The organism is Methylobacterium sp. Gmos3 (assembly GCF_056430985.1).
This window is the reverse complement of sequence record NZ_JBWJYL010000006.1, coordinates 257,837-283,381: the sequence shown is the minus strand read 5'-3', so window position 1 is coordinate 283,381 and position 25,545 is coordinate 257,837. Positions and strand designations below refer to the sequence as shown.

Genomic DNA, 25,545 nt, shown 5'->3' with positions numbered 1-25,545 from the left:
ACGGACGGGCTTGAACGCCTGAGCATAACGACCACATAGCGAGTTTATCGATTTATAGCGGATCACGCTCGAAATTCGCTATAAACGTATAAAGTCGGAATAGATCAATATGGACCCTGTCCGGAACCCCTTTGCTCCTGGAGCCGGCACGCCCCCTCCCGAACTAGCCGGCAGAAAGGCTATAATCAACGATATTGACGTCGCTTTGCAACGTGTAGCAATCGGGCGACCAACGCAAAGTTCTATCTTGGTTGGATTAAGAGGTGTAGGAAAGACAGTACTTCTAAACAAAACCCGAGAGATAGCCGAGATAAAAGGGTATAAAGCGTATCTGGTTGAGGCCCATGAAGGCAAATCTCTGGCCGAGATGATAGGCCCGGGACTTAAATCCGTGCTTCTGTCGCTGAGCTACGTAGAAAGCGCAAAAGATCACGCGCGCAGAGGCTTAAGAGTGCTAAAAAGCTTCTTTAATGGTATAAGCTTAAGCATAAATGATTTTGATATTGGCATCAATATGGATGCAGAAGCTGGTTACGCAGACAGCGGAGACCTGGAGCACGATCTTCCATCCTTGTTTGTCATAGTAGCAGAGGCCGCAAAAGCAGCCAATCGACCAGTCGTGGTCTTAATAGATGAACTTCAGTACCTTAGTATTAAGGAGTTTAGCGCGCTTATCATGTCAGTGCATAGGATTTCGCAAGCAAATCTTCCCCTTACACTTATTGGTGCGGGGCTTCCGCAAATCCTGGCTTTGGCCGGAGAGTCAAAATCCTACGCTGAACGGCTCTTCAAATATCCAAATATCGGCGCTTTGTCTGAGTCTGACGCCGAAGAGGCTATAATTAAGCCTGCCCATGCAGAGGGAGCTGAGGTCACTGACGACGCACTCAAAGAGATACTTCGGGTTACTGAGAGCTACCCATACTTTTTACAGCAATGGGGCCACGACTCGTGGAACGTGGCAAAAGGTAACATTATCACTAAAAATGATGTTGAGGCAGCGACAGGACAGTCTCTTGCCACCTTGGACGAAAATTTCTTTAAGGTAAGATTTGACCGATGCAATCCATCAGAAAAGAAGTATATGAGGGCTCTCGCGGAATTGGGACCGGGTACCCATAAATCCGGAGAGGTTGCTAATCAGGTCGGCCAGAAGACTACAAGCGCAGCTCCAACGCGCAACAACTTGATTAAAAAGGGTATGATCTATTCGCCCCGTCATGGCGAGACAGCGTTTACGGTTCCACTATTTGACTCTTATATGAGGAGAACTATGCCGCCGCTGGATTGATGCGGAATAATGCTCACATTTGATCGACTTTAAATGCTGGCGCGAACAACTAACTGACTAAGCTTCAAAGAGCTGCGACAGCTCACGCCCGCTCGACTAGCCATTGCATCCTAGCTAGTCTCAGTCTATCTCAAGCGAGCGCTCGAAAGAGGCAGCGGGCAGCTCCTTACCCTTGAGGTCGACGACTACGACCTCTCGGAAGCCGCGCCGTTGCAGTTCCCATGTCTTCTCCATCGCCTGCTCGTCGGTCCCGCAGGCGAAGGTCATAGCCCGGCCCTTCGGATCGATTCCCTTCACCGTGAACACGACATGCTCTCCGTCTCTGGGAGAGATATAGAGCTGACGAACGAGAGACACGGCCTACGTCACTGCCGCTTGCGCGTTCAGCAACGCCAGTTCATGCCAATGATTGAAAGCGCACGCCTGTGATGAGCCCCAACACAGCTTGGCCGTTTAAGTGCTGGTCGTGTGAACAATCACATATATGATTGCATCTCAGTTTTCTGCTCGGCATTCGTTACCTCAAGAATGCAAGTCGTAACTACATACCGATTTTGCAGTGCAAGGTGGACAGCCTACTAATCAAAAGTTATGACTTAATTTGGCTGGGGCCAAGTGAGTCGGCCTCTACCCTCTCGTAATTTGAGGGACCGCTATGAATAATTGCCCTTGTTTCCAACAAGAACACGACGGGACGCAATCTGTCGCAGAATGTGCCGGCAATTGCCGCGAAAAAGGGTTTGATTTGGGTGGAAATGTTCATTCATTCGTTGTGTCGTTTTGCGTACTTGCACCACTGACATTTATTCTTTTCTGCTCGGAATGGCTGTAACTCGCCTAAGCTATGGAGCGTCTTCAAAGTTTGAGTGGCAATCTTTGGGATGTCGCATTGGATTTGCGTACCTACCTAAGCCATCTCCGACTGCGCGTTCGCCAGCTTCATACTATCCATCCGGCCGAAGGCGCCTCGGCCTACTGCACCGCCACTGATACATTCCGCAGCAAGAGCGCGCAGACGTCGCTGAGTGCCCAGCGAACCAGGGAACTGGTCGCCTGCGCATCCCCGCTATCAGTGTTCAGCCTGCGACCGCATGAACAGATCGCTTACACCGCGATGCAGTTCCTCGCGCATACCCTGGTGCTGCCTACGTTGGCCAGCGTGCTAATGATGACCTTCGGCTACCACCCACCCCTCGTGCCTTGATCGGTCCTGTTCGGGCAGTATGGCGCTGAGATCGGCCGCCGGCTTCAAGTGCCCTTCGGCCGGTTGTCCGCAATCATCAGCACGCCGCAATAGTCGATGCGCAGCGTCACGTGCTTCGGGTGAACCGCGAACAGTTCGGCCGCCGTCCAGCTGAGCCGATGCGTCTCGTCGCCGAGTCAGCAAGACTGAAGCGATGCGTCTTTCAGATTGCACTGATGCGCCGCTTGCGAACGCCCCTTGAGCTATGCCCGTAAGTTCATTTCTCAACCGGGCTCCAGCCCCTTAGCTCGAATGACGGCTGCGGCCGCTGGGGTCTTGAGGAACGCGAGGAACGCTTTCACCCGCTCTCTGTGCGCCGTATCGACAGAGATTCCACCATTTAGCACCAGGTACGACTGCACGTCGGGAGGAAACGGGCCGACGACGTCTACGCCGGGGACTGCCATCAACTCCGGCATCAATTGGACGGCGAGATCGGCCTCCCCCCGCATGACAAGCTCGCCAGTCAACCCTTGGGACACCGCCTTGCCCCTGGCCTTCACCTCGTCCTCGATCCCGAGCTGCCGGAGGGCCGCGACGAACACCGCTCTGCTCGCGCCGGAGGTGCTGTAGGCGACCGAACTCGCTTCGAGGAGTGTTCGCTTCAGCGCCTCAGCGGAGCCGATGTCCGGCCGAGGGGCACCTTTCCTGATGGCGATGCCAACTCCCGTGCGAGCGATGGTTGCAGCGCTGCCGTCAGCGATCCTGCCCTGCTGGATCAAGGCAACGACCAGAGCCGGGGTCAGGATCGCGACGTCAAACGGCGCTCCTCCCTCGACCATCGCCTTGAGGTTGTGGGACGTGTCGTAGGTGATGAGGAGGCGGTCGCCGCCGGCGCGCTCGAATTGTGGCGCAAGCTCGACCAGAGAGGTCCTCAGGCTTTGGGAGCAGAGGACGGTGATATCGGCGGCCCGCACGGCGGCCGAAAAGCTCCATACGGCCACTGCGAGCAGGCACAGCGCGCTTAGCCTCCATACGATCCTGACCATCCCCACCCCCCACGTCGGTCCGGAACAGGCATCGCCCCGCCTCGGATCAAGGGCCCTATGCCGAGCAAGCAAAATGTCGCCAATGCAACGTGAAACCAAGCATATTTTGGATGTTACTCTGCCAAGCTTGAGCACGGATACAATAGCACTCGAACCAGTACACTTCTGCTTCCACTCGAACGACGGGTGTGGTCCGGTCACACACCACCGTCAAAACCTGATACCGCGCTCACTGATTGCCGCCCATTTGACTGGGGCGAGGTAGCGGCAGGGCGAGGCGTGCGGCGACAGAGTGTCGAGCGCGTCCCTCCAGCGGGCGACGGGATCGGGGAGGGGCGACGGCGCGGAACTGGCTGACATGGCGTCGAGCTACATGGGCGAGGGCGGGCGAGCTATGGCCGCGCAGCACCGCGCGCATACCCGGCAGCCGGGGGTCATGCGTCAGGGCGACCAGTACAGTTAAGTCTTCCTTCCCATTTAGCACGGGTTCATGTTTCGATTGCTATCGAATTGGAAGAGCTACAAATGGCGTAGCTTAATTGGTTTCGGTTCGTTTCATCATGAGCGATAATTTACAAGGGGGCGATGACATCGACCGCAATGATGTCGGGCATGAAATACTTGCGCGCGAGCTGTCAGTTTATCTAGCTGCACCGCTCCGCGACTACTTCAGCCATATCCAGTCTGAGCCGCTTCCGGCCACGCTGACGGACCTCGTCGCCCGGTTCGAGGCCGCCTTCGCCCGGCAAGGGCAGACCGTCGCCAACGAGTTCCGTGACGACCTTCTGCGCGCCTTGCCGGCGCTGCGCACCTTCGCGCTCTCACTCACCGGCGACGTCACCCGTGCCGACGACCTCGTGCAGGAGACCTTCGCAAGGGCCTGGACGAAGTGGCACCACTTCACACCCGGCACGAACTTCACCGCTTGGCTCTTCACGATCCTGCGCAACCAGCTCTACTCGGAGATGAGGAAGCGCAAGCGCGAGGTCGAGGACGCCGAGGGCGTTCAGGCGGGCAAGCTCATGTGGCCGGCCGACCAGGAGGACGCGAGCACCCTCAAGGTCGTCTGGGACAGGATCGGCGGCCTGCCCAAAGCGCAGCGCCAGGCCCTGCTGATGGTGGGGGCCGAGGGGCGGACCTACGAGGAGGCGGCAGTCCTGATCGGGTGCCAGGTCGGCACGGTGAAGAGCCGGGTCAGCCGAGCCAGGGCGTCACTCGTCGAGCAACTCGGGTTGCGGGACGACAGGCAGCCAGCCTGACGCTGGATCTGTACGTACCTACACTGTACCTGCGCAAAAGGTGGTAAGCTGGCACAGCGGTGATTTCCGTTTCGTCGTTCAGCCGTCCGAAAGCAGACCGGCAGAAATCGACCCCTTCTCGGTGATCCAGCCGCCCTATCTCGCCCGCATGGACGAGCCCAAGATCCTTGCTACCTTCGCCGCTCAGAACGCGGGCAAAGCCCTCATTGCCCTCAGCTGGCCTGTTGGATCAACGAACTGGCCGTTGCACACGCTGGATCGCGCTAGGCAGGGCTAGCGACCAACTCATCTGCTGCGGCCAGCATGATCATCATCGCCTCAGATGCTGCGTTGAAGGCCGGGGTGCCGGTGTCCCAATCATGCTTCGACAGGGCTGCTACCAACCGCTTAGCTTCAGCCTGAGCCTCCTGTTCCGCCCGAGCAAATCGGGCCAGAGCTGGATGCTGCTCGTAGGGCGTGCCCCTCAACTGCACAGCTAGCGCAGGTGAGCCTTCATCCCGCAAGAAGGCTGCCCTTCTGTCTGGTGCAACTTGTCCCAGCAGAATGCTCGCTAGCCGACGCTTCCAAGCCCCGACGTCCACGGGCAATCGCACGAGCGGATAGGCCGCCGTAGCGTCCTCGACAGCATCGAGAGCCATCTGAGCCGTGCCCTCGGCTTTGACCAGCCGCTCGGTGATGCTCGCGATCTCGCCCCGTGTCTTGGTCGCCTTTTCGGCGATGCCCTGCACGTTCTGCGCGATCTCCTGCGTAGCCTGCCGTTGCTGAGCTAGCATGTCAGACAGCGCACGGTTCAGGTCGCTGGTCTGCCGGATACTGGCATCGGCCTCCTCGACGCAGACACCGAGCTTTTCGACCGTCGCCGAGCCGGCGAGTACCGCAGTACGGCTTTCGCTTACGGCGTTCGTGATCTGCCCCATCTCGGCCTGCAACGTCCCAAGCCAGGTACGGATCTCATTCGTCGATTTTGCAGTCTGGGCCGACAGCGCTTTGACCTCGGAGGCGACGACGGCGAAGCCTTTTCCGGCCTGCCCTGCACGAGCGGCCTCAATAGTGGCGTTCAGGGCAAGGAGGTTAGTCTGTCCTGAGATGCTGGCGATGGTACCTGCCATCGTCCCGATCTGTGCGACAGCCCCTTGCAGGACACTCATTCGTTCATCGATCTGCGTCGTGCGCGCGTCGATGGCCTGCATGGCCTGCCGGACCTGCTGCAATTCGCCGAGGCAGGCGAGCATGGCCGTTCGTGCAAGTTCCGACGAACCGCCCGCAGCCTCGGAGGTGTCCGAAACCTGAGCGATGGAGGCGACCATCTCCTCGGTGGCGCTGGCGATTGTCTGAGCAGATTCTGCGACTTGGCCGACATCGTGGGTAGTCCAACCGACGTTGATGGCCGCCTCGGAGGCTTCCTTGGCTACCGTAGCGAGGACGCCGAGGTCACTATGCCGATCTTGGCGCTTTTGCTTGATCAGGCGCGCAAAGGCTTCACGTAAAGGGCCTTCTGGCAGATCGTTAGCAGATAAGTCTTGGCTCGTGATCAACTGCTCGACGGCCGCGAGCAACCGCTGAACTTCTTCGCGTCGAACACTCTCACTGCTGCCGGTATCCGGTTCTGAGGCAGGTTTTGCTACCTGGCGGAACTTAAGACCAATCATCGCGCGCTTCCGAAATATTTTTCGCGATAATCCCGTGCTTGAGTTAATTATTTATCGAAATGTTGCGCTTGACATGCGGCCTGCAGAAATCACGTTGCTGTGATGTCGCTTAGAGAGTGGCCGCAAGATATGTCGGATGGTCGGCACCCGCACTGGGCGGTGCGGAGTTTCCCGTCCCGGAATAGCAGGCCACCGTGGAAGTAAGAAATACCTTTTAGTTTACATGTTGCTTTATACCGCGACCCATATTCATGCCAAAGCCTATCTGCTTCGCAATCACTGAGCGGCGCTCCGCATAGCTCGTAGCTACCATCGGATAATCTGGTGGCAGGCCGAAGCGGGTGCGGTAAGCTTCCGGTGTAAAGCCGTGCTTCATAAGATGCCGCTTGAGCGTTTTGTACTGCTTACCATCGATAAAGCTGATCAAAGCATCGGGCGTGATGCTTTTGCGGATCTGAGCAGGTGCAGACTTTAATTCAGCCTTAGGCGCAGCCTCAGGTACCGTTGGCCAGCAAACCCAGCCCGTGATCGAAGCGTAGATGCTTGTGATCAGAGCCGGCAGGTCAGCCGGAGCTACATGGTTGTTTGAGACGTAGGCGGTAGCGATTTCGCAGGTTGCCGTGAAGAGGATAGGCGTTGGGTCAGCCGCTGGTTCGGACATCGCCTCTCCCCGTTCGTTCGGCACAAGCAGCATGGCGCCGTGCAATACTGGCGCTATGAGGGCATTTGACGCGACTGCGCCAACGAGGCCGCGCGGTCGCCCTGCGCTGCTCTGAGGGCGCTCGGGTGAGGGTGGAGCCCGGTCGCGATACCAGTAGAGATGTACTTTGTTAACGAAGCGTGACCCTCGCCGCTGACGGCGACCTTTGAACAAGGCTGAGACGAAAAGGCCCGCCACGGCAGAGCCGGGCGGGCAAAAAGAGCCTTGGGAGTTGCAGCGAAGCTAAGCTCGATACGACGAAGGCGCTACCTAACGCGCCATCACGGAACTGCGATCAGGTATCGGCCGCTCGGCCCCACCCCGATCTGATCACGGGGCAGGGGAGCGTCCGATCTCACCAGCGGGGCCGGTTACGCAACGCGGCCGAAGCGCAAGGTGAACGAGGCTGGTTAGCGCGTCGTGCTAGCAGCCGAGCCTGAGAGCGTTCCACATTGAGACCAGCGCCGTAAGCTTCGCGTTGCGCTGCTGGCCATCAAGCGGCTTCAATAGCTCGGCGGGAGATCATGGCGCCGCTGCGAGCCATAGCGCAGGTCGGGATAGTCCACCCTGCATCCCGGCCGCATAGCCGTACCCGAGTTTTCAAGGCGGTGGCACGGCTTCGCCAGCTCGCGCCGAACACGATCTAGGTCCGCATCGGCGCCGAAGCGCGCCACGAGGAGGGCGACCAAAACGTTGTCAGGTCAGCGCATTGGGATGCGGTTTCGGCGTCCCGTCGAACCGCTGCGGCATCCTGGGGCAGCCATCGTGTCCCCGATAGTGGGCTATGGAGATGTTTCGCAGCACGCCGTAGGTTCCGCTGGTGCGGAGCCGTCCATGGCAGGAGGGACAGCGCTTGTCCGCATCGCGGTGGTGCAGGTGCGCTTCGGCCGGCGATAAGAGCGTCCAAGCGCCTTCGACTATGACCTCGCAATGGTCTTTGTTGGGAGCCGTCATGCCGATAGGTGCCGTGCAGGTTTGTAGCGACTGCGCCGACGAGGCCGCGCGGTTACCCTGCGCTGCTCTGAAGGCGTTCGGGTGAGGGTGGAGCCCGGTCGCTGGACGAAGTAAGGACTAGCCGGGTTAACGATCCGTTGATGACCGAGCCCCGCTACCCGGCCCAAGCCTATTCGACCGGCCGGGGCGATCCGGTCCCGCGCCACCGCCGCAACCCGCGCCGCGCCTATGACCGAGAGGGGCGCGAGGTGCTGCCGATGGATCTGACGAACGCCTCTCAGAACGGCGTCCGGTTCATTCGCGCGATCTGCCCGCCGCCCTGCCGGCATGAGGGGCAGGTGGCCGTAGACCGCTTCCCGCTGACGATGGCGGTTCGAGACGTGGGGCTCTACCTGCAATGTACCGCTTGTGGGCGGAAGGGGCCGGAGACCGTGCAGCATCCACTCATCCGTACCCCGGCCCGCTAGGTTCTCGACGGCCGGCAGGACCACGCCCGCTGCCTCCGGCTGGCCGCTTGGTATCGCCGCCAGCTTTCGACCGGGGACGCCTCGATGCGCGCTCGTCACGCCTGGGCGCTCGGGCAGGCCCGAAAGCTCCGCGCCCGCTTCCCGCACCGCCTCTCGCGAGAGATCGCATGATCGCCCTCGCCGCCGCCGCCTTCGGCCTCGCCGGCTTTGCCACCGGGGGCGCGTTCCTCGCCTCCTACGCTGCCGAGAACGGCTTGCCGTTCGACTTCGCCGGCCTGTTCGCCCCGCGCCGCGCGCTCGCCCCCGTGACGGCCGCGCCGGTCTGGTGCGAGCGCACCCGCCGTTGGCGCGATCCCGTCACCCGCGCTTTCGTCAAGGCGCCGCAGGAGAGGGCGCGTTGATGCCCGGCCGCCTCACCGGCCGGTCGGCCCTGGCCGCCTTCGTTCTCGCCGCCTGCCGCGCCCCGGCCGCCGCGTCCGACCCGATCCGCGCCGCGATCCGTCGCGCCCAAGCCGCCGACGCCGTCGCCCGTATCCGCCGGGCGCACCGTCAGCTCCTCGACGCCGCAGGACATGAGGCCGGGGACGGCAACGTGGTCACGGCGACCCTGCTGCTCATCCTCTATGGGCTCGCGTGATGCCGACCACGCTGCCCGACCGGTTGGCGTTCCCGACGGAAATGCCAGCCCAACGCCGACTCTTGCCCTGGGACGTGCTCTGCATCGCCACCCTCACCGCCCGTATGCGTCGGAACAAATGGCGTTTGGGGAAGGCGTGTAAGGCGGCCGTCGATGGTCGCACCGGCTTCAACCTCTTTTCCTTCATGCTACGGACCTTGCTCCTACAGTTGGTGAAAGCTGCCGTCGTCGAAGGCATGGCGCCCGGCGGCCTGTCCAGAGGAGAGGAAGTTCAGGAGCGGATCGACGCCGGCGGCCGCAACGTCGGGATAGTGGCTCTCGTACTGCTGCGTGTCGAAGTGGGTCGAGGGATCGCGCCCTTCCTTCCAGCCTGACTGGTCGTAGTGCGCAAGCGGGTTGAGGCCGGCGGCCGCAACGTCGGGGTACGCGGACAGATAGCCCTTGGTGTCGAAGTAGAGGTCCGGGTTGCGCCCCTCCGTCCAGCCAGACGCGTAGAAGTGGTCCGCGGCGTCGAGGTGCGCGTTCCAGACATCCTTGTTCTGCGCGTAGTAGAACAAGTCGTCGACGAGCAGGCGCGTGCCGGTATGGCTCTCGTTGATGACGCCGTCCGTGAAGCGATAGTGGCCGACGTCGCTCAGATTGAGCGTGGTGTGGCTGCCGTCCGCCCCGTCGATGGTGACGTGCCCGGCATAGTCGAAGCTGACGGCCGCGGTGGCGAAGGCGAAGTTGAAGATCTTGACGTCCGTGGATACCATCTGGCCGGAGGCCGGCGGCTGACGTCCCTCGTCGTGGCCGCCAAGCAGGTAGTGCGTCAGCGGGTCGATGTTGGCGGCGGCCACGTCCGGGTTCTGCTTGAGGTAGAGATCGGTGTCGAAGCTGGTGGAGGGGTTGCGCCCTTCCTTCCAGCCCGAGGACGCGTAGTGGTCGAGCGGGTTGATGCCAGCTGCGGCCACGTCGGGGTTGGCGGCGAGGTAGGCCTTCGTGTCGAACAGCGCATTCGGGTTGCGGCCTTCCTTCCAGCCCGTCGTCTCGAAGTGGGTGTAGGGGTCGATGCCGGCTGCGGCTACGTCGGGGTTGGCCAGCAGATAGTATTCGCGGTCGAAGCCGTTGGCCGCGATCTGCGCCGCCGATCCGATGGCGGCGTAGGCCTGGCGTCCCTCGGCCTGCCCGGAGGAGAGGTAGTGAAAGAGCGGATCGATGCCAGCGGCCGCGACGTCGGGGTTGTGCTGCAGGTAGAGCCCGACGTCGAAGCTGGCCGAGGGATCGCGGCCCTCCTTCCAGCCCGCGCTGTCGAAATGGGTGAGCGGGTTGTAGCCCGCGGCCTTCACGTCGGGGTTTGCGGCCAGATAACCGACCGTCGAGAAGTAGGCGTTGGGATTGCGCCCTTCCGTCCAGCCCGAGCCGAAGTAGTGGGCCGCTGGATCGACGTGGGCCGCGAACACGTCCTTGTAGGCAACATCGTAGTAGAGATTGTCGACAAGCGGCGAGCCCGTGAAGCGTGTAACCGTGCCGTCGTTGAACTGGAAGTGCTCGAAGTTGCTGAGCACGTCGTGGGTACCCGGCCCGTCGAGCACGACGTGCCCAGCGCTATCGAAGCTCAAGCTCGCATCGGTCAGCTTGAAACCAAGCAGGGCGGTGTCATCGCCTGTACCACCGTCGAGCGTGTTCGAACCGGCGCTTGCCCCAATGCGATCGTTGCCCGCACCGCCAGCAATCGTATCATTGAATGGCGTGCCAGCTAGCCAGTCGTTCGAGTTGCCGCCGGTCGAGCTAATCCCTGCCGTGCGCGTATCATAGACGGCGAAATGGACCTCGTTCTGGGCGCCTGACACGGTCGTGCGCCACTCGATCTCAACGCGTCCGTCGCCGAAGGAACGAAGCCGATCGGCGGCCGTCGACTGTCCAACGATGAGGTCTTGAACGATATTAGCAGCAGCGTCGACTTGCACGAGATGAAGGTTGTTATTGTTCGGGTCCGCGTAAGCGAAAACCTCACCTGCCCCGTTCGGCAGGGCTGTCGCGATGATCCGTGTTGCCGCCGTTGCACCGGAAAGTGTCAACGAGTGCGAAGCTGTAACATTAAAACTATTGTCTACGAGATCAAATTCGATTTTAGCATTTCCAGCGCTATCCTTGCCGGCAAATGCATAGACGCTGCCTGCGAAATTGAAAGCGGTCAGATCGGTCAACGAAGTCGATATTTTGCCGAGAGAGGTCAGGGCGCCACTGCCCGGCGTGAAAGACTCGACTGCCAAGCCGGCATTCGCGCTACTGTTGTCCTCGAAGAGAAACCCGTCGGTCGTCGTCGAGAACTCCCGCACGTCCCAGATCGCTCCGGTTGCCAGCGTGGCGACTTCCGTGAGGGGGCCGCGCGCAGAGCCACCCGACGTAAAGCTTTGCAGGAATATGCTTTTCGTGGGTGCGCCGCTTGCCGTTGTCTCGTAGCCAAATACGAATGTGGATCCGGTCCAATCCCAATTGAAGCTGGTTATATTGGCGACATTGGTCTCGATAGGAGCGTATGAGCCGGACAGCGTGACCGAGGATCCCGAGGCGGGTATTCCAGAGACCGAGTAGTTGAAGGTCTCGTAATTCACGTTGTACGTGTTCGATCCCGACGCGGTTTCCGTGAGCCAGAACGCGCCACCCGCAACCGTTGGTGTGCTTGCGCTCCCATTGCCAAACACCATCACGCCGGCCGCGGTGCCACCGACCTTACTCGGATTTGCCAGGAACGGTCCGATGATAGCCGGCGTCTCGTCGAGATTTCCGAAATAGTCCTGACCGGTAAGGGAAAGGTAAAGATTGTTATCGCCAGAAGCTGAATATCCGGATGTCGGAACTATACCAAAGCCAAACAGGGGGTTGATGCTTCCCGCCGACGTGGGACGAAAGAAATGTGTCGTCTGATCGCCAAACTCATAAGACGACCACAGAGCGAATGTCATTTTAGGCGTCCTCCTGCCGTCAGCGAAGCGTGATGTTAACCACGATTAGGCGATGCATTGAAGATTCGCAAGTCGGCGCGGTCAAAACCACCATCTCGCGAAGGCACACCTACTCGGCAGACTTTGCTTCCAAAATGTCGTTCGCGCTTGACCCTCCAACCTTCCTGTATCAATGGGTTGATCGAAGGGTGATGCTGCCGGGCAGCATCACCATACGTCCGCGCTGAAAGTTGCTATACTTGGCTCGTCGCGCACGCTGGACTGACCCTGACCCAGCAAACTGGTCCAGGCCGAGCGCAAGTTTTTCGGGCATCCTGAACCCTGAAGGAGGGTGGATGCCATGCCTCGCAAACGCTTCACGAACGAGCAGATCGCCTTTGCCCTACGTCAGGCGGAGAACGGTGCGACGGTGGACGAGGTCAACCGGAAGATAGCTGTTTTGTTCGACAAGCCTAGCAATAGATCATCAGCTGCCGTGATGCACTGTTGGCGAACCTACCCTTACTTATCGATCGGCTTGCGTCCCGGAGACCGCGAGCGCTCGCGATCATAGCGTGCGCAAAACAATCGAGGTGGAGATATTTCATGCTACTTAAGTAAATAAACTAATTAATTCATGTCATTAAGCAGCATCGAGCATGATGCTGAATACAGCATAAAACCGATTGCATGGAGTTTGCCTTGCGGTTAGACAGTTCGGATTAACAAAACGTTCACCAACGGCAATGCCCGAAATCCCTTCTGTCTTTTTCCCGAGGGGCAGAGATCATGCTTCACGCTGCGCCAACATCAACAGACGCTGACGCCGTGGGTAGTATCCAAATAGATACCTCATTCGTTTTGATGCGGCATCGGTGGCTGGACCGGTCAGCTAAGAGGGCCATCGACGTAGCCGTGGCTTTAACAGCCCTGCTCCTGCTCCTGCCGCTTCTTGTTCTCATCGCAATCGCGATTTGTATGGGCGATGGCAAATCGCCGATCTTCCTGCACAAGCGGCTGGGTCGGAACGGTCGCTCGTTCGGCTGCCTGAAGTTCCGTACCATGGTGGTCGATGCCGAAGTGGTGCTCGCCGCACATCTCGCCGCGAGCGCCGCAGCGCGGGCCGAATGGGCCGCCTCGCACAAGCTCACTGACGACCCGCGGGTGACTGCGCTGGGACGAATGCTGCGTAAGACCTCCCTCGATGAGTTGCCGCAACTGATCAACGTCTTGCTTGGCGACATGAGCCTCGTCGGTCCCCGCCCGATCGTACAGGCCGAGGTCGTGCGTTACGGCGCGGCGTTCAGCGCCTGCTTCTCGGTCACGCCCGGCGTCACCGGCCTGTGGCAGGTCTCGGGTCGCTCCGACACGACCTATGAGGAGCGTATCGCCCTCGACCTCGACTACGCTGCGCGCTGGAGCCTCAAGCGCGACCTCATGATCCTGGTCAGGACCGTTCCCGCTGTCTTCGCGCAGCGCGGCAGCCGCTGAGCCGGGAGGCCGCCATGCACGATGACAACCCGCTTTGGTACGATCATGTGGAGCCCGGCGAGGAGCCGGGACCTGTCCTGTCAGCGATGGCCTCGACTTTTACAGGCTTCGCTGTGACGATCGCTGTAGTGACGAAGGTCTACCTTTTGCCGGATCGCCTTTGGGTCATGGCCTTCAGCAAGGGGCGCTGACACACCGTCAGAGGCCGCCTGAATGATCCTCGGGCGCGATCGGCGCCTCATCGCAGAGTCGCCAGAATTCGAGGAAGCACGCTGCGTAGGCTGCGAGGAGAACGGCGGTCCAGTGTATCAATATCTCCCCCCTCACTCATGCGCTCTCGTCACCCTGGAGGCGAAAGCTTGACGTTTGCTCAGCCAGCAGGCGCCAAGGCTCAGACCAACAACCACTGCTGCCCCAACTTTGCTCCATTATGCGGCGATTGCTCATAGAATCGGCAAATCAGAGAATGACCAAGTTAGGAGCTATGCTCTGGAAGAGCAATCAGACATTCGGCAACTGTGTGTTTTAGCCTGCGAAAATACTCCATCGTTGCAAAAATACATTATTGTTTATGAATTCACTCGTCCCGATTTTGATCAGACTTCGGCGCTTTGTGCTCTATCACGAAATCGTGAATTCAATGGAAGGAAGCTTGCTACAGGGCGCACACAAGCTTTTCTGGGACGATCGTTATGTTCATTTTGACCATAGTCTGTCTTATAGCGGGGGTGTCGCTCGCGTATGTGGGTCGACGTCGGACTGAACAGCAGGAAACTATCGAAGCCGCTGCCGGGTGCCTTGTGGTCGCCGGGCTGTTGTTGATCGGCTTCAACCTACCGGTGCTTCGATAGTCGCTAGTGATCAACCCCCACGAGGTGGTCCAAGAGCAAGGTTAGTGTGCGGTGGGCCGCTCCACCATGGGTAGCTTGGTCGACGTAGTCGGTCGGGCGAGCGCAGCCGGCCAAGCGGTGAAGGCTGGCACGAACACCTCCGGGGCTGGCGGGCGGTATCCGAGCGACGCGTGGGGGCGAACGGCGTTGTAGTGTCGTCTCCAGCTCTCGATCACGATCTGGGCCTCCTTGAGCGTGTAGAAAAGCTCGCCATTCAGGAGTTCGTCCCGCAGGCGAGCATTGAAGCTCTCGACATAACCGTTCTCCCACGGCGAACCGGGGCTGATGTAGGCCGTCTTGGCACCGACCCCGGTGATCCAAGCCTGCACCGACTTGGCGATGAACTCCGGGCCATTGTCCGAACGAATGTGCCCCGGCACCCCACGCAGGATGAACAGGTCGGAGAGCACGTCGATCACGTCGATCGCCTTCAGCCTGCGGGCGACGCGGATGGCCAGGCATTCGTGCGTGAACTCGTCGACGACGTTGAGCATCCGGAACTTGCGCCCGTCATGCGTGCGGGCCTCGACGAAGTCATACGACCAGACGTGGTTGCGGTGTTCCGGGCGAAGACGGAGGCAGGAACCGTCGTTGTCCCAGATCCGCCCCCGCTTGGGCTGCTTGACCGGGACCTTCAGGCCCTCGCGCCGCCAGATCCGCTCGACGCGCTTGTCGTTGACGAGCCACCCAGCCGCCTTCAGCAGCGCGCTGATCTTGCGGTAGCCATAGCGCCCGTACCGTTCGGCCAACGCCACGAGGTCGGCCGTCAGTGCTTCTTCGTCATCACGGCCCCGCGGGACCTTGCGCTGTGTCGAGCGATGCTGACCGAGCGCCCGACAGGCGCGACGCTCGGAGACGTGCAGGACATCGATGATGTGCTCGACACAGGCGCGTCGGCGCGCGGGGCTCAGAAGTTTCCCCGGGACGCCTCCTGCAGGATCAGCTTGTCGAGCGTGAGGTCGGCGACCGCCTTACGCAGCCGCTGGTTCTCAGTCTCCAGATCCTTCATTCGGCGCACCTGATCGCTCTTCAGGCCGCCGAACTCACGCCGCCACCGGTAGTACGTCACTGAACTCACGCCGATAGCACGGATCGCGTCGGAGACGCTCTGGCCCTGCGAGATCAGCACATCGGCCTGCCGTAGCTTGGCGACGATCTCCTCGGGCTTCGGATGCTTGGCCATGTCGTCCGTCCTCCAGGCTCAAAAGCCATACCAAAGGGCGGACCACTTCAATGGGGGTGGATCAAGTTAACGAAGCACTCGCCGCATTGCCTCGCCCGGCCTTTAAATACCGGGTACTGCACTTGAGGAGATCGGATCACCCAAGCGCAGCGTTCGCATCCGTCTCTAAAGACCGCTGAAACTCCGTCCAGGTCGTCGTTGCCCTCGCTACAAGGTTCTGAGGCTCGTTGTGGCGATGGCCGGTGTAGTTCATAGCGAGATCCGCCGTTTCCGGCTTCAGGGCATAGCGGGGGCCGCTGCCAAAGGTCTGCTGCGCCATGTGCTGAAGGGCGAGCGCGGCCGTCTCTGCGCGACGGTGGACGACACCAGCCTTCCGACCTTCCGTTGCGATGTCTTCCGCGACAGCCTCGACCACGCCCGCCGCCGCTGCCTTCACGGTATCGTTGGCCTGGTCGAGGGCATGGCGCTTCGTCTCGACCACATCAGCGATGGCCGCGACCGCCTGTCGTGCTGCAGCAGCATGACAGCGAGCGCGGTCCCGCTCATGCCGAGCATCAAGGCTCGCCGCATCGGGGGCGAGATCCGGCTTCTCCCCGCCCCGCTCAGCCCACTCTACGAGCTTGCGCGCCAGCGCATCCCCACCTTCCGCCTCCACGAGGCCGGCGCGGCTTTCTGCGACGATGGCCTCGTGCTCAACCTCCCTGGCCTTGGCGAGGGCGGCTTCCTTGGCAGCAAGCGCTTCACGGGCGCCGGCCCGCACATTGATGGCATCCTGCAAGCGAGCGCGTGCCTCGGCTTCCATAGCCGGCATCGGCGGGGCGACGGTATCGCCCGTCTGCGCCGCCGTGAGCACGGCCAGCGCGGAGCCGGTCTGCTGCGCGAGGGAGAGGTGCGGGGCTAGTCCCTTACTCTTCTCAGCCATCGAGGTCTGCGCGCGCTCAGCGATGAATGTCTGCAACTCAGCATGATTGCGCGGTGCCTCCCGAAGCGCGGGCGCCAAAGGGGTAGTGGCGGGCACCACCGTGACGCGCTTGTCCACGGGGTTGTGCAGGGTCCGATCCACGAGGGGCGCGGGGGCAGCGAGCTGGGATGGAACCTGTGCGGCGGAATGGTCGCGGCGGTCTACCTCAGCATCGGGTCGCGCGGTGTTGAAGCGGGGCGCAAAGTCGTGGGTTGCAACATTCGTCATCTTGTCGTCCTTCCGTAGAATTCATCCGCCTTCACCTGCATGTCGTGCAGCTTTGCCCGTTCTGCCTTTGCGCGATCTCGCCAATACGCGTCGAGGGCCGCGCGGTCGCGAATGGCCCGCGTCTTCGGCGAAGGGTTGATGGTTTCAACAAGCGCGCGCAGGACGGAAGCGGTCTGCGCAGTGCGTTCCAGGGACGGCTTGATGCCGTCCGCCGTCGCGAGGATCTTCTTCGTACTCGCGACAAGCTTGTGGGTACCTGTCGGCATGGCTTGCTCCAATCCTACGAGTTCGGGCGGAAATTAACGGCGAGGAGATGCGCTCCTCGGCCGGGAGCAGCAGGACGGGCGAAAGCCCTGCGCTCAACCGGCCGGCTTGCATCGGGCCGCGGGGTGAAGGCGACCCGCCGCCCGATCCGTGAGGGTCTGAGGTTAGAAGGGCAGGGTGCTTCAGGCATCGACAAGCCTCGCCCACATCTCAGGGTCATAGTCGCCCTGCTGCTTCTCAAGGCAGACCAGCACACCTGCTACGGCGTTGGCCACATCATCATGAGCGCCCTTCAACTGCGGGTGATCAATGACATCCCGTCCCGTCCCGCGGGTGGTGCGGCGCTCTAGCGAGACCAGTTGCGTCTCAAGCTTCGGCACATCGAGCAGACGGCAGCGCCCGCTGTTCAGCACTGGGAGGAAAGCGGCGTAGATCTCCGTCTTGCTCCGCTCGGAGATTTGGTACTCGATGCCCTGCGCCCGGAAACGCTCCCGAGGCCATTCCCCGCCATAACGGTCGCCAGTGACCTCTCGCACGCCGTAGAGCTTGCACAGCGAAGCGAACTCCTCCGCGATGGCGTCGGGCGAACCACCGGTCACTTCCCGTACCGCATCGAGGACGGCGACGTCGCCTTCCCGATGCGCGATAGCCAGCGTCATCGCATCGGCGCCGCCTCCCGCGAGATCGACAAAGGCACGGTAGGTGATGCTGAAGACCGGAGCGATCTCGCGTAAGCCAACGGCCATGCACGCCTGTACGGTCTCCAGGGCGATGTAAGCCTCGACGTCCCGGCGAAACTCGGCGCCGTACTCAGCCGAGGCTGCCGCCGGATCGCGGGTGTAGGCCCGCTTCACCACCGCTGGGTCGAGGCTCGGGTTCATGGTTTGCGAGGGGGCCCGCAGCACCAGCACCGCCGGGTCGCCGTTCGGCCCGAAGTCTCGCTGATGGGTGCGGTACAGTTCACCCTTCCGGGCGTAGGGGCTCGACAGGACGCAGAGCGGACCGCCTGTCGTGGCCAAGCCAGGGCGAACCGCGTCGAGGATCAGGGTGTCCGGGTTGGCGCTGTTCTCCAGGTGCCAGAAGGCCACCTCGTCCGCGAGGCAGCCCGCCAGCGTCTCACCCCGGATCGTTTTGAAATTCGCCGGGCGGACCTCGATGTCCACGCCAGCGTTCAACCGGATCGTGTCGGCGGTCGGATCGCCGTCCACCATGTCCCGCATCTCGGCCGAGTGCTCGAACACCCCCAGCATGTACGAGAAAATCTTGGCGGCCTGGACCGTGGTCGAGGCCATGATCGGCAGCTTGATCCGCTCGCCGGGGGCCTGCACGCCGCTGTAGTCCACCAACCCAGCGAGGTAGGCGCCCAACACGCTGAAGGCGCGGGACTTGCCGCCGCGACGGCCGACGATGCCCCATAGCTCGTCCACCGGGCGCTCAGGCTCGCGATCACGGCCGGTCAGAGCAGCGTAGATCACGCGCTCGTCGTCGGTCAGCAGCTCGCCCCGCGATGCGATCAGGATGGCCCGCCACGGCGCCCACGTATCGCCGGGCAGGATCTCCGCGAAGATGGCGGGATCAGCCAGAGCTTCCCGCATAGTGCAGAGAGGGCGGCAGGCCGGGTTCATGCCGTGCGGCCCTTGGCGTAGCGGTCGCGGACGGTCTGCCGCTCCGGCGCCTTCGGTGGCCCCATCCGTCGAGCCTGCCGGTCCATGCGGTCGCCGATCTGGCCGAGGGCTTCCAAGTCGATGTTCTGACCGCCCGCCATGGCCGCGTGCAGCTTGGCGAGTTCCACCGCGAGCCCGGCATAGGCGCGGGCCGCCTCGCGCTGAGTGACCGACATAGCGGCTCGTCCGCCCCGCTCGGCCTCCACCTCATCCAGCACTGACTTGTAGTGCCGGGCCGCTTCGGTGCTGCCGGGCACGGTCACGAGGAACGGGCGGCTGCCGTTGGCAAGTGCAGAACGCTGCTTGGCAGAACGAGTAGTGGCAGATTGTGCTTGGAACGACATTCTGGCGCCCGGCTGTAGTCTGCATAATATAGGTCATATCAGACGATTTGTCTAATAATCCTAATTACAGTCCCTAGAAGTTCGCTGGCGTTCCCTGCCGTTCAACTGTGGAGCTACTTCTCAAGCCGGCGTTGCGGACTTGCGCCCCGGCAGAAAGGGAAGTGACCGGCCGCACTGGCGCAAAATCCGGTTAGAAACGCCCCCAAACGTGGGGCAGGGTGTGGGTAGCTACTAAGGCCAAAAGCTATCTAGATGACTTAATTCGCTTATCTGGCGATGGTCGCGGATGAGGTATCCGCCGCTGGGGCTTTCGGCGGGTCGCGGTGTCTGAGCCAGATTTTTTGAGGGTGGCGGCTCGGGCGTTGGGCCTAACCCTTACCGTCCCAATAAGTGACTTCCTTACAGCGTGAGCACCTAGCAACTGCTCGATAGCTCTGCTTCTCCCACCGCCCTCAGGTCCAGTTCTAAAGCGCCGCTGAAGTCGCTCTGAAGGCCGACATCCGCGCTACGGCCACTCACAGCGGCCTAACGCCTAACGCTAACCTAACATTTTGCTAACATGTTAGGCGCGTGCCGGACCTAACCTAACCTAACACCCCTCTAAGAGGGTGTTAGGTGTTAGGGCACGATGTTAGGTCGCCAGATCAACTCGTCCCGCTCTGCAATTGCCCCTACGGCGGCTAATCCCGTGCGAAGTCGACCGAAGGCTACGCTTGGATTGGAATGGTTCCTGTCGAGCACGCCGCGTCGGAAAAGCTCCTCACGCCAAGCGTCGCGATGGACAGCATTGGTCTTCTCTGGCGCGCCGCAGGATCGAGGCGCAGGCTTCCCGTGGCTGATGAGTGCTTCCGATAGCGCTTCGAGGGCGACGCGCTGCTCGGGCCGCAGAGGCTTACGCGGGCGATCAACAATAGACTGCCCATCGCCCGCCTGCCCTGGTCGGACGATGCATGACGTGATCGGCTCCCCCGCATCGTCCACGCCGACCTCAACGCGCTCAAGCCGACATGTGATCGTCTCTCCGTCCGGCCCGTCCTTCATCAACTCGACGGCGCAAGTCAGCAGACCGTCGCCCAACTTTTTCACGGCGAGCTGGGCATCGACCGCGCCGGCCAAGGATGAGTGACCGCGCGGGCGGGTGCCTTCCAGCCCGCAGTGATGGACGATTACGACAAGGCAGCCAAAGGCGTCGCGGATCGAGTCGGCGGCTCGCACATAGGCAGTCATGTCCCGGTCGTCGCTCTCCGAGCCAGTGAAGCTGCGGTTGAGGGTGTCGAGGCAGACGACGGCGGGCGGTTCGCCGTCTGGCAACTGCGCACGGATCGCGACGATCAGTTCGGCTGCATCCGCCACGAGGGCGAAACTCGCCGGCATCAGGTGGAACGGGACGGGCTCGTCGTAGGTCTCAAGGTGCGCCTGCTCAAAGGCGATCTTTCGGGCCTCAAAGCCCTTCTGTCCCTCCAACGCGCAGTAAATGATGGTGCCGGGCTCGACGCGGTGGCCTTGATAATCCCACCCGAGCGCGACGTGCATGAGCATGTCGAAGGCCAGGAAGCTCTTCCCGCACTTCGGCGGCCCCCAGATGACAGTAAGGCCATGGATCGGCAGCAACTTGCTCACCCGATAGCGAGGCGTCGTGCTTAACCTGATCTGGTCGAACGCGACGAGGGGGAAGCGCGCCACGGCGGCGCGCTCCTTTGAATTACGGCCACCGATCTGCTGCCGGTGTTCGTTGGCAGGCGCCGGCCAATCCAAGGCGACACCGTTGAAGGCGCGCTCAGACATCACGCACCTCCTCGTCGCGGGGCAGGACGCTGAAGCATCTCGGCCGCTTGGCTTGCAGTCAAAAGTGCCGCCGACGCGCACCGCAGGCTGTAGGCCACGCCTCGCGCGTCATTCACCGAGGCAAACCGCACGGCCATGTCGGCGTAGGTGGCCGCGAGATCGGCCGCTTCGCCGATGGCGTCGAAGCTGAGACCGTCCATCGCGATCCGCTCAGGGTTGGGGATCGACTGCTTCATGCGGCCTCTCCCTTCGCGATGATGTCGGCGCCGTAGCGGGCGAGCAGGGCGGCATCGCTGCGGCCGTGGTGCTTCTTCAGGCTGAATGACTCGGCCGAGGCTGGGAACAGCCTGATCGCCAGCGCCCGGCTGGCCTCTTTCGGATCGGCGGCGGCGAGGATGCCGTGATGGCGCTTCCAGATGCTTGGCGTGATGAGATGAACTGGCAGATGACAGAGCGCCGCGACGGTCTTCACGGTGGCGAAGGCCGAGCCGATGCCGAATGCCTGCCGGCAGCCGTCGCGGGGCTGGGGGCCCTGCCGCTCAATCACCGCGACGGTGGGCCCGAGTTGCTTGATCCGCCGCTCCAAGGTGTGCGGGTCTACCTCGCCGTTCACTACCGGCATGTCCTCGACGGACACCCGCTCGGGCAAGGCTGGGAAGTAGAAGGCGACGGCGCCCGTCAGGCCAGGGTCAATCGCGACAATGCAGAGTTCGGGAGGGGTGCTCATGCCCGGCCTCCCTGGTTGTGGAAGGCCGCAATGAGCAGGCTGATAGCCTCGCCAAAATCCCGACCTGGGTAGATCAGATCCCAAGCCTTCCTGGCCTCGGAGGCGTATTGAAACTCGGCCTGCGCATCGGCGCGACCGGCATCGTGCATCGCCCCGATAAGGCCCTGCGCCATGAAGTGCGGAGCAATCATCACTATGCCGTCCGCCGTTGCGATGGTGCGGATGTCGCCCTTCCACTCTGATGAATGAAGCTTGCGCTGGAAGTCACGGCGAAGGTCTCGCGGAAGATCAAGGCAGCGATGAAGATCTTCGGGCGCGTGCCAAGGTAAGTGAGGTCCCGGCAGCGGTGACTTGAAGAACCGCAACGGCTTGTCGTTGAGCGTGCCCATGTAGGCAGGGGTAAGGATCGCGCTCATCGCTGCGCCCTCCATGTGTCGAGGACGGGATAAGCAAGCTCGGCCAGCATCGCCGCTGTCGCGGGCGGGAGGCCAAAGCGGTGGATCAGAATACGGGCTTGAAGAGGGGCGTGATCTGGCGCATATCTCTCAACGCTGACTTGCCGGAAAGCATTGAGACCCGCCGTCGCCCCGCGATGCGCGGGTTTCTTCATGGCTCAAGCGGCCTCCTGCACTAGGGAGTCGACGTAGGTGCGCAGGCTCTCGTCAGTGACGAAGCTCGACCGGCCGATGTGAACGACCTTTAGCTTTCCCTGCTCGACCAAACGGTGGAACGTGGTGTTGCTGACGCTGAGGGTATGCTGAGCGTCGAGGCGACGATGCAAAAGCTTACCCTTCGGCGCGCGCAGGTCTGCTGCGGCGCCCTGAACAACTGCGTTCATGGCTGCTTTCCTAAGCTCTATCCCGCGAAATGCCCGGGGATGACTCGATAGTAATTGCGCCTAGATTTTGATCAATACTGGCAGTTTCAGCCAAACGTCGCCCGGCTGTTTTTATTTCAGCCAACCGTCAGATGGCTGAAAATATTCTGGATTTCGGACCAGCCTGTTTTTGATTTTGCCGACAGTCAGATCGGGCGCGTGCCCGTTATCTTTCAACCATTGGTTTGCGGCATCCAATGCCTTGCTCGCGATTGCATATGGACCTCGCGCTTTTCCAAGTGGCCGCTTTGGAGGTTGCGCAAGCGTATAGCGTATCGCCTCAAGGTGCAGATCACGCACCCCTTCCATGGTATTGAGTGCGCCCCGCGTTCTATTTGCCCTAATTGTCTTTGAGCTTATAACAAGTCCACCACTAATGAATACACCCCTCATCATAAATGCGAGCACAATATCAAATTGATAGCTAAGTTCTAAGTCTAAAGATTGCAGAGCAATGCGAATTCGCTCTGCATCACGACGTCCAACAGACAAAAATAACAATGCATCTTCCGCTAGCTTCACTTCGCTCTCGGAAACTTCTCCTTTTTTTAACGCGTCAGAAAGTGCCCTGCTGCACGTATCGGCGATCTTTTCTATTGAACGCCGACGTTTTGCCATAAGATCATCAATGGACCTGTTATGGCGCCTGATAGCATCTCCGGAATGAGTGAAGTCGTCGCCGCTCACTACTCTACTCCGATTTAGGAAAACACCATGCCGCCCAAGCATTCATAAGCTCACGGCGCTTCCCGAACAGATCGCCCCGGCGGTAGGCCCGCTCGGTTGCGTCGCCGACTGTGTGCGCCAGCGCCATCTCAGCCAAGTCCCGCGGGAACGAGGTGCACTCGCCGGCCCAATCCCGGAACGAGGATCTGAAACCGTGAACGGTCAGACCGTCACGCCCCATCTTCGCGAGTACTTCGCGCGCCATCTTGTCGGTAAGTGCTCGCCTAGTTCGACTGCCGGGGAACACGAAGGTGTCGTTATGGCCGCGCATCTGCTCCAAGATGCCCAAGGCCGGCGTCGACAAAGGGACGCGGTGCTCCCGCCCGGCCTTCATCCGCTCGGCCGGCACGCTCCAGATGCCCGCCACCAAGTCGATCTCTGACCACCGAGCACCCAATGCCTCACTGGATCGAGCAGCAGTCAGGATCGTAAATTCTAGGGCTCGCGCCTGAACCGTGTCCTCGGCGCGGAGATCGGCCATGAAGGCCGGCATCTGCTTGAAGGGCAGCGCCGCGTGGTGCTTCACCTGCTTCACCTTGGACCGCTTCGGAAGCAGGTTCTGCAGGTGGCCGCGCCAACGCGCCGGGTTTTCGCCTCGCCGATAGCCACGGGTAGCCGCCCAATCGAGAACCGACTCGATCCTTGCCCTTACCCGCGTCGCGGTCTCAGGCTTCGTCACCCAGATTGGCTCCAGCGCCTTCATCACCGAACCGGTGTCGATGGCCTGCACTGGTAGGTCGCCGATCACGGGATGGACGTGGTTCTCCAGCGATGAAGGCCATTGCGCAGCGTGAACGGGATTACGCCAGCCGGCTTGGTGAGCCTCAACGTACTTCTCGGCGCAGGTACGGAACGTGACGGCCTTTGCGGCCTCCAGCGCGGCCTCCTGGCGCTTACCCTTGCGGACCTCGATAGGATCGATGCCGTCTGCGGTCAGCTTGCGGCAATCACGAGCACGCTCCCGCGCCTCGGCGAGGCTGAAAGTGTGAGCTGAGCCCAAGCCCATCTCTCGCGCCCTGCCGGAGAGTTTGTAGCGGAAGACCCAACTCTTGGCCCCCTTGCCTGAGACTTGGAGCCAGAGGCCGTGCCCGTCGCCGTACATGCCCGGCGTCTTCAGCCGAGCTACGCCAAGGGCTGTGAGCTTACCCTGCATAGGATCCTCACCCAAACTTCTACCCACACCGTAAACGCGGATTTGGGGGAATGCCAGGGTGCTTCCAGAGCCTCGATCCGATGAATATGCCCTCTGTTTCAGGTCAGTACGAGATACCTTGGCGTTTCCAGGGACGTCACCGCCGCGGAATGCCCGTCCCCGGAGGTGCGGTGTGTCGGTTGCGGTTATCTTTGGAGCGAACCTGCGGCATCACCGGAAGGGTCGTCGTTTGACTCAGGCCGCCCTGGCGGAGCGGACCTCCCTGTCGACCGAAATGATCAGCAAGATGGAGCGTGGCATCGCCGCGCCGTCGATGGCCACGATCGAGCGGATTTGCGACATCCTGGACCTGCCGGCGGTGATGTTCTTCAGCGTCGGGTCCGTGCCCCCCGGCGACACCGAGCGCATGCGGCTCCTCGGCAAGATCCACGCGCGCCTCTCCCGCCTCAACGAGGACCAGCTCGTGCGCGCCGACCGGATGCTCGCGGCGCTGGTGGATTGAAGCGGGCGTGCCGACCCGTAACGACAAGTCGGAATTTCTATAACAAGATGTTCTGATTCGTAAAGCGACGAATCTGCACCTCTGGTTCCTCACAAGGTGGGAGCCCGCCGCCGATGATGAATCGTCGGAGGTGGGATTGGAACTCAAGCAGGTCTTCGGAGCCGGCGTTCGCCATCACAGGCGCGCCTCGGGCATGACACAAGAGCGGCTTGCCGCCCTCGTGGACCTGTCCGTCGAAACCATCGGCAAGATCGAGAGGGGCGCCGCGGCCCCGTCCTTCGACACTGTCGAGAAGATTGCCGACGCCTTGGGTCTTCCTTCAGTGGCGCTTTTCGGTGCCGGCACCGACGCCCTTCCGAAAGGTGAGCGCGGGAAGCTGCTCGCGCGAATTCAGCAGGCCCTGGCCGACATGAACGACGAACAGATGGCGCGAGCGGCGAACATGCTCGACGCCTTCATGGGTCGTTGACGGAACGCGCCGCGACTACGCCCGGGTGCCGGCAGAGGGGATCGAAGCCCCGGCGACACCGGGCGCAGGCGGCTCCTCGGGGAGAGCCGCACGCCTCTTCCGCCTCAGCGAGGACCAGATCGTGCGCGCCCACCCGTTCGGTGCCCTCGCGGATCATGATTGCCC

At 61.4% G+C, this 25,545-nt stretch carries 27 protein-coding genes and 1 pseudogene; 11 read left to right on the top strand and 17 right to left on the bottom strand.

The genetic code is table 11. The features are described from left to right. The first annotated feature begins 109 nt into the window (after positions 1–109). Positions 110–1,291: an AAA family ATPase gene (locus tag ACS5Q7_RS14505; RefSeq protein WP_478339998.1), complete on the top strand. Its 1,182-nt coding sequence runs from the start codon at positions 110–112 to the stop codon at positions 1,289–1,291. 120 nt (positions 1,292–1,411) lie between these two features. Here ACS5Q7_RS14505 and ACS5Q7_RS14500 read toward each other — a convergent pair whose 3' ends face one another. Continuing rightward, positions 1,412–1,597: a hypothetical protein gene (locus ACS5Q7_RS14500; protein ID WP_478339997.1), complete on the bottom strand. Its 186-nt coding sequence runs from the start codon at positions 1,595–1,597 to the stop codon at positions 1,412–1,414. Between the two features lie 583 nt (positions 1,598–2,180). On the opposite strand from ACS5Q7_RS14500, the gene ACS5Q7_RS14495 reads away from it, so the two are divergent. After that, positions 2,181–2,495 carry a hypothetical protein gene (locus ACS5Q7_RS14495; protein ID WP_478339996.1) on the top strand — a complete coding sequence of 105 codons (315 nt, stop codon included), beginning with the start codon at positions 2,181–2,183 and terminating at the stop codon, positions 2,493–2,495. Between the two features lie 263 nt (positions 2,496–2,758). On the opposite strand, the gene ACS5Q7_RS14490 is transcribed toward ACS5Q7_RS14495, so the two are convergent. Then, positions 2,759–3,523 carry a molybdate ABC transporter substrate-binding protein gene (locus ACS5Q7_RS14490; protein ID WP_478339995.1) on the bottom strand — a complete coding sequence of 255 codons (765 nt, stop codon included), beginning with the start codon at positions 3,521–3,523 and terminating at the stop codon, positions 2,759–2,761. 560 nt (positions 3,524–4,083) lie between these two features. On the opposite strand from ACS5Q7_RS14490, the gene ACS5Q7_RS14485 reads away from it, so the two are divergent. Beyond that, on the top strand, positions 4,084–4,782 hold the full coding sequence (locus ACS5Q7_RS14485) for a sigma-70 family RNA polymerase sigma factor (RefSeq protein ID WP_478339994.1): 699 nt from the start codon (positions 4,084–4,086) through the stop codon (positions 4,780–4,782). 263 nt (positions 4,783–5,045) lie between these two features. Here ACS5Q7_RS14485 and ACS5Q7_RS14480 read toward each other — a convergent pair whose 3' ends face one another. Further along, a complete protein-coding gene (locus tag ACS5Q7_RS14480; RefSeq protein ID WP_478339993.1) occupies positions 5,046–6,431 on the bottom strand; it encodes a methyl-accepting chemotaxis protein in 1,386 nt (461 codons plus the stop codon). Positions 6,432–6,645: 214 nt separating this feature from the next. Continuing rightward, positions 6,646–7,092: a Ros/MucR family transcriptional regulator gene (locus ACS5Q7_RS14475; RefSeq protein ID WP_478339992.1), complete on the bottom strand. Its 447-nt coding sequence runs from the start codon at positions 7,090–7,092 to the stop codon at positions 6,646–6,648. A 1,133-nt stretch (positions 7,093–8,225) separates the two neighbouring features. Between ACS5Q7_RS14475 and ACS5Q7_RS14470 the strand changes: the two genes are divergently transcribed. The 3 genes from ACS5Q7_RS14470 to ACS5Q7_RS14460 all read left to right on the top strand — a co-directional run bounded on the left by ACS5Q7_RS14470 (position 8,226) and on the right by ACS5Q7_RS14460 (position 9,189). After that, on the top strand, positions 8,226–8,552 hold the full coding sequence (locus ACS5Q7_RS14470; protein ID WP_478339991.1) for a hypothetical protein: 327 nt from the start codon (positions 8,226–8,228) through the stop codon (positions 8,550–8,552). A 167-nt stretch (positions 8,553–8,719) separates the two neighbouring features. After that, positions 8,720–8,953 carry a hypothetical protein gene (locus tag ACS5Q7_RS14465; protein WP_478339990.1) on the top strand — a complete coding sequence of 78 codons (234 nt, stop codon included), beginning with the start codon at positions 8,720–8,722 and terminating at the stop codon, positions 8,951–8,953. Continuing rightward, positions 8,953–9,189 carry a hypothetical protein gene (locus ACS5Q7_RS14460; RefSeq protein WP_478339989.1) on the top strand — a complete coding sequence of 79 codons (237 nt, stop codon included), beginning with the start codon at positions 8,953–8,955 and terminating at the stop codon, positions 9,187–9,189. Before ACS5Q7_RS14465 ends, ACS5Q7_RS14460 begins: the two co-directional genes overlap by 1 nt. 203 nt (positions 9,190–9,392) lie before the next feature. Here the strand turns inward: ACS5Q7_RS14460 and ACS5Q7_RS14455 are convergent, their stop codons facing one another. Further along, the gene (locus ACS5Q7_RS14455) at positions 9,393–12,137 is read right to left on the bottom strand and encodes a hypothetical protein (protein ID WP_478339988.1); all 2,745 of its coding nucleotides are present in this window, start codon (positions 12,135–12,137) and stop codon (positions 9,393–9,395) included. Between the two features lie 340 nt (positions 12,138–12,477). On the opposite strand from ACS5Q7_RS14455, the pseudogene ACS5Q7_RS14450 reads away from it, so the two are divergent. The 3 genes and pseudogenes from ACS5Q7_RS14450 to ACS5Q7_RS14440 form a co-directional block, all read left to right on the top strand. Then, positions 12,478–12,576, top strand: a pseudogene (locus ACS5Q7_RS14450) (transposase); the annotation flags it as partial. Between the two features lie 329 nt (positions 12,577–12,905). Beyond that, a complete protein-coding gene (locus tag ACS5Q7_RS14445) occupies positions 12,906–13,607 on the top strand; it encodes a sugar transferase (protein ID WP_478339987.1) in 702 nt (233 codons plus the stop codon). Between the two features lie 14 nt (positions 13,608–13,621). After that, positions 13,622–13,798 (top strand): hypothetical protein, encoded by a 177-nt coding sequence (locus tag ACS5Q7_RS14440; RefSeq protein WP_478339986.1) that lies wholly within the window; start codon positions 13,622–13,624, stop codon positions 13,796–13,798. 701 nt (positions 13,799–14,499) lie between these two features. Here the strand turns inward: ACS5Q7_RS14440 and ACS5Q7_RS14435 are convergent. The 12 genes from ACS5Q7_RS14435 to ACS5Q7_RS14380 form a co-directional block, all read right to left on the bottom strand. After that, positions 14,500–15,680, bottom strand: a protein-coding gene (locus ACS5Q7_RS14435) for an IS3 family transposase (protein ID WP_478339985.1) whose coding sequence is annotated in 2 segments (ribosomal slippage) — positions 14,500–15,419 and positions 15,419–15,680 — 1,182 coding nt in all. Because the reading frame shifts where the segments join, the coding sequence is not laid out codon by codon here. A gap of 136 nt (positions 15,681–15,816) precedes the next feature. Continuing rightward, entirely contained in the window at positions 15,817–16,869 is a 1,053-nt protein-coding gene (locus tag ACS5Q7_RS14430; RefSeq protein WP_478339984.1) for a hypothetical protein, read from the bottom strand. Next, positions 16,866–17,135 carry a hypothetical protein gene (locus tag ACS5Q7_RS14425; RefSeq protein WP_478339983.1) on the bottom strand — a complete coding sequence of 90 codons (270 nt, stop codon included), beginning with the start codon at positions 17,133–17,135 and terminating at the stop codon, positions 16,866–16,868. The genes ACS5Q7_RS14430 and ACS5Q7_RS14425 overlap by 4 nt, the downstream gene beginning before the upstream one ends. Positions 17,136–17,315: 180 nt before the next feature. Continuing rightward, the gene (locus ACS5Q7_RS14420) at positions 17,316–18,758 is read right to left on the bottom strand and encodes a hypothetical protein (protein WP_478339982.1); all 1,443 of its coding nucleotides are present in this window, start codon (positions 18,756–18,758) and stop codon (positions 17,316–17,318) included. Further along, the gene (locus ACS5Q7_RS14415) at positions 18,755–18,973 is read right to left on the bottom strand and encodes a hypothetical protein (protein ID WP_478339981.1); all 219 of its coding nucleotides are present in this window, start codon (positions 18,971–18,973) and stop codon (positions 18,755–18,757) included. The genes ACS5Q7_RS14420 and ACS5Q7_RS14415 overlap by 4 nt, the downstream gene beginning before the upstream one ends. 786 nt (positions 18,974–19,759) lie before the next feature. Further along, positions 19,760–20,926 carry an AAA family ATPase gene (locus ACS5Q7_RS14410; protein ID WP_478339980.1) on the bottom strand — a complete coding sequence of 389 codons (1,167 nt, stop codon included), beginning with the start codon at positions 20,924–20,926 and terminating at the stop codon, positions 19,760–19,762. Further along, positions 20,926–21,162: a hypothetical protein gene (locus tag ACS5Q7_RS14405; RefSeq protein ID WP_478339979.1), complete on the bottom strand. Its 237-nt coding sequence runs from the start codon at positions 21,160–21,162 to the stop codon at positions 20,926–20,928. The genes ACS5Q7_RS14410 and ACS5Q7_RS14405 overlap by 1 nt, the downstream gene beginning before the upstream one ends. Then, positions 21,159–21,653 (bottom strand): hypothetical protein, encoded by a 495-nt coding sequence (locus tag ACS5Q7_RS14400; protein ID WP_478339978.1) that lies wholly within the window; start codon positions 21,651–21,653, stop codon positions 21,159–21,161. Before ACS5Q7_RS14400 ends, ACS5Q7_RS14405 begins: the two co-directional genes overlap by 4 nt. After that, positions 21,650–22,069, bottom strand: coding sequence for a hypothetical protein (locus tag ACS5Q7_RS14395; protein ID WP_478339977.1), 420 nt, complete (start codon positions 22,067–22,069; stop codon positions 21,650–21,652). Before ACS5Q7_RS14395 ends, ACS5Q7_RS14400 begins: the two co-directional genes overlap by 4 nt. 197 nt (positions 22,070–22,266) lie before the next feature. Then, positions 22,267–22,491, bottom strand: coding sequence for a DNA-binding protein (locus ACS5Q7_RS14390; RefSeq protein WP_478339976.1), 225 nt, complete (start codon positions 22,489–22,491; stop codon positions 22,267–22,269). A 111-nt stretch (positions 22,492–22,602) separates the two neighbouring features. After that, positions 22,603–23,217 (bottom strand): hypothetical protein, encoded by a 615-nt coding sequence (locus ACS5Q7_RS14385; protein WP_478339975.1) that lies wholly within the window; start codon positions 23,215–23,217, stop codon positions 22,603–22,605. Between the two features lie 4 nt (positions 23,218–23,221). After that, a complete protein-coding gene (locus ACS5Q7_RS14380; RefSeq protein WP_478339974.1) occupies positions 23,222–24,409 on the bottom strand; it encodes a tyrosine-type recombinase/integrase in 1,188 nt (395 codons plus the stop codon). Between the two features lie 58 nt (positions 24,410–24,467). Between ACS5Q7_RS14380 and ACS5Q7_RS14375 the strand changes: the two genes are divergently transcribed. Both ACS5Q7_RS14375 and ACS5Q7_RS14370 read left to right on the top strand, forming a co-directional pair. Continuing rightward, a complete protein-coding gene (locus tag ACS5Q7_RS14375) occupies positions 24,468–24,911 on the top strand; it encodes a helix-turn-helix domain-containing protein (protein ID WP_478339973.1) in 444 nt (147 codons plus the stop codon). Between the two features lie 136 nt (positions 24,912–25,047). Next, positions 25,048–25,380: a helix-turn-helix domain-containing protein gene (locus tag ACS5Q7_RS14370; protein WP_478339972.1), complete on the top strand. Its 333-nt coding sequence runs from the start codon at positions 25,048–25,050 to the stop codon at positions 25,378–25,380. Positions 25,381–25,545 lie beyond the last annotated feature (165 nt).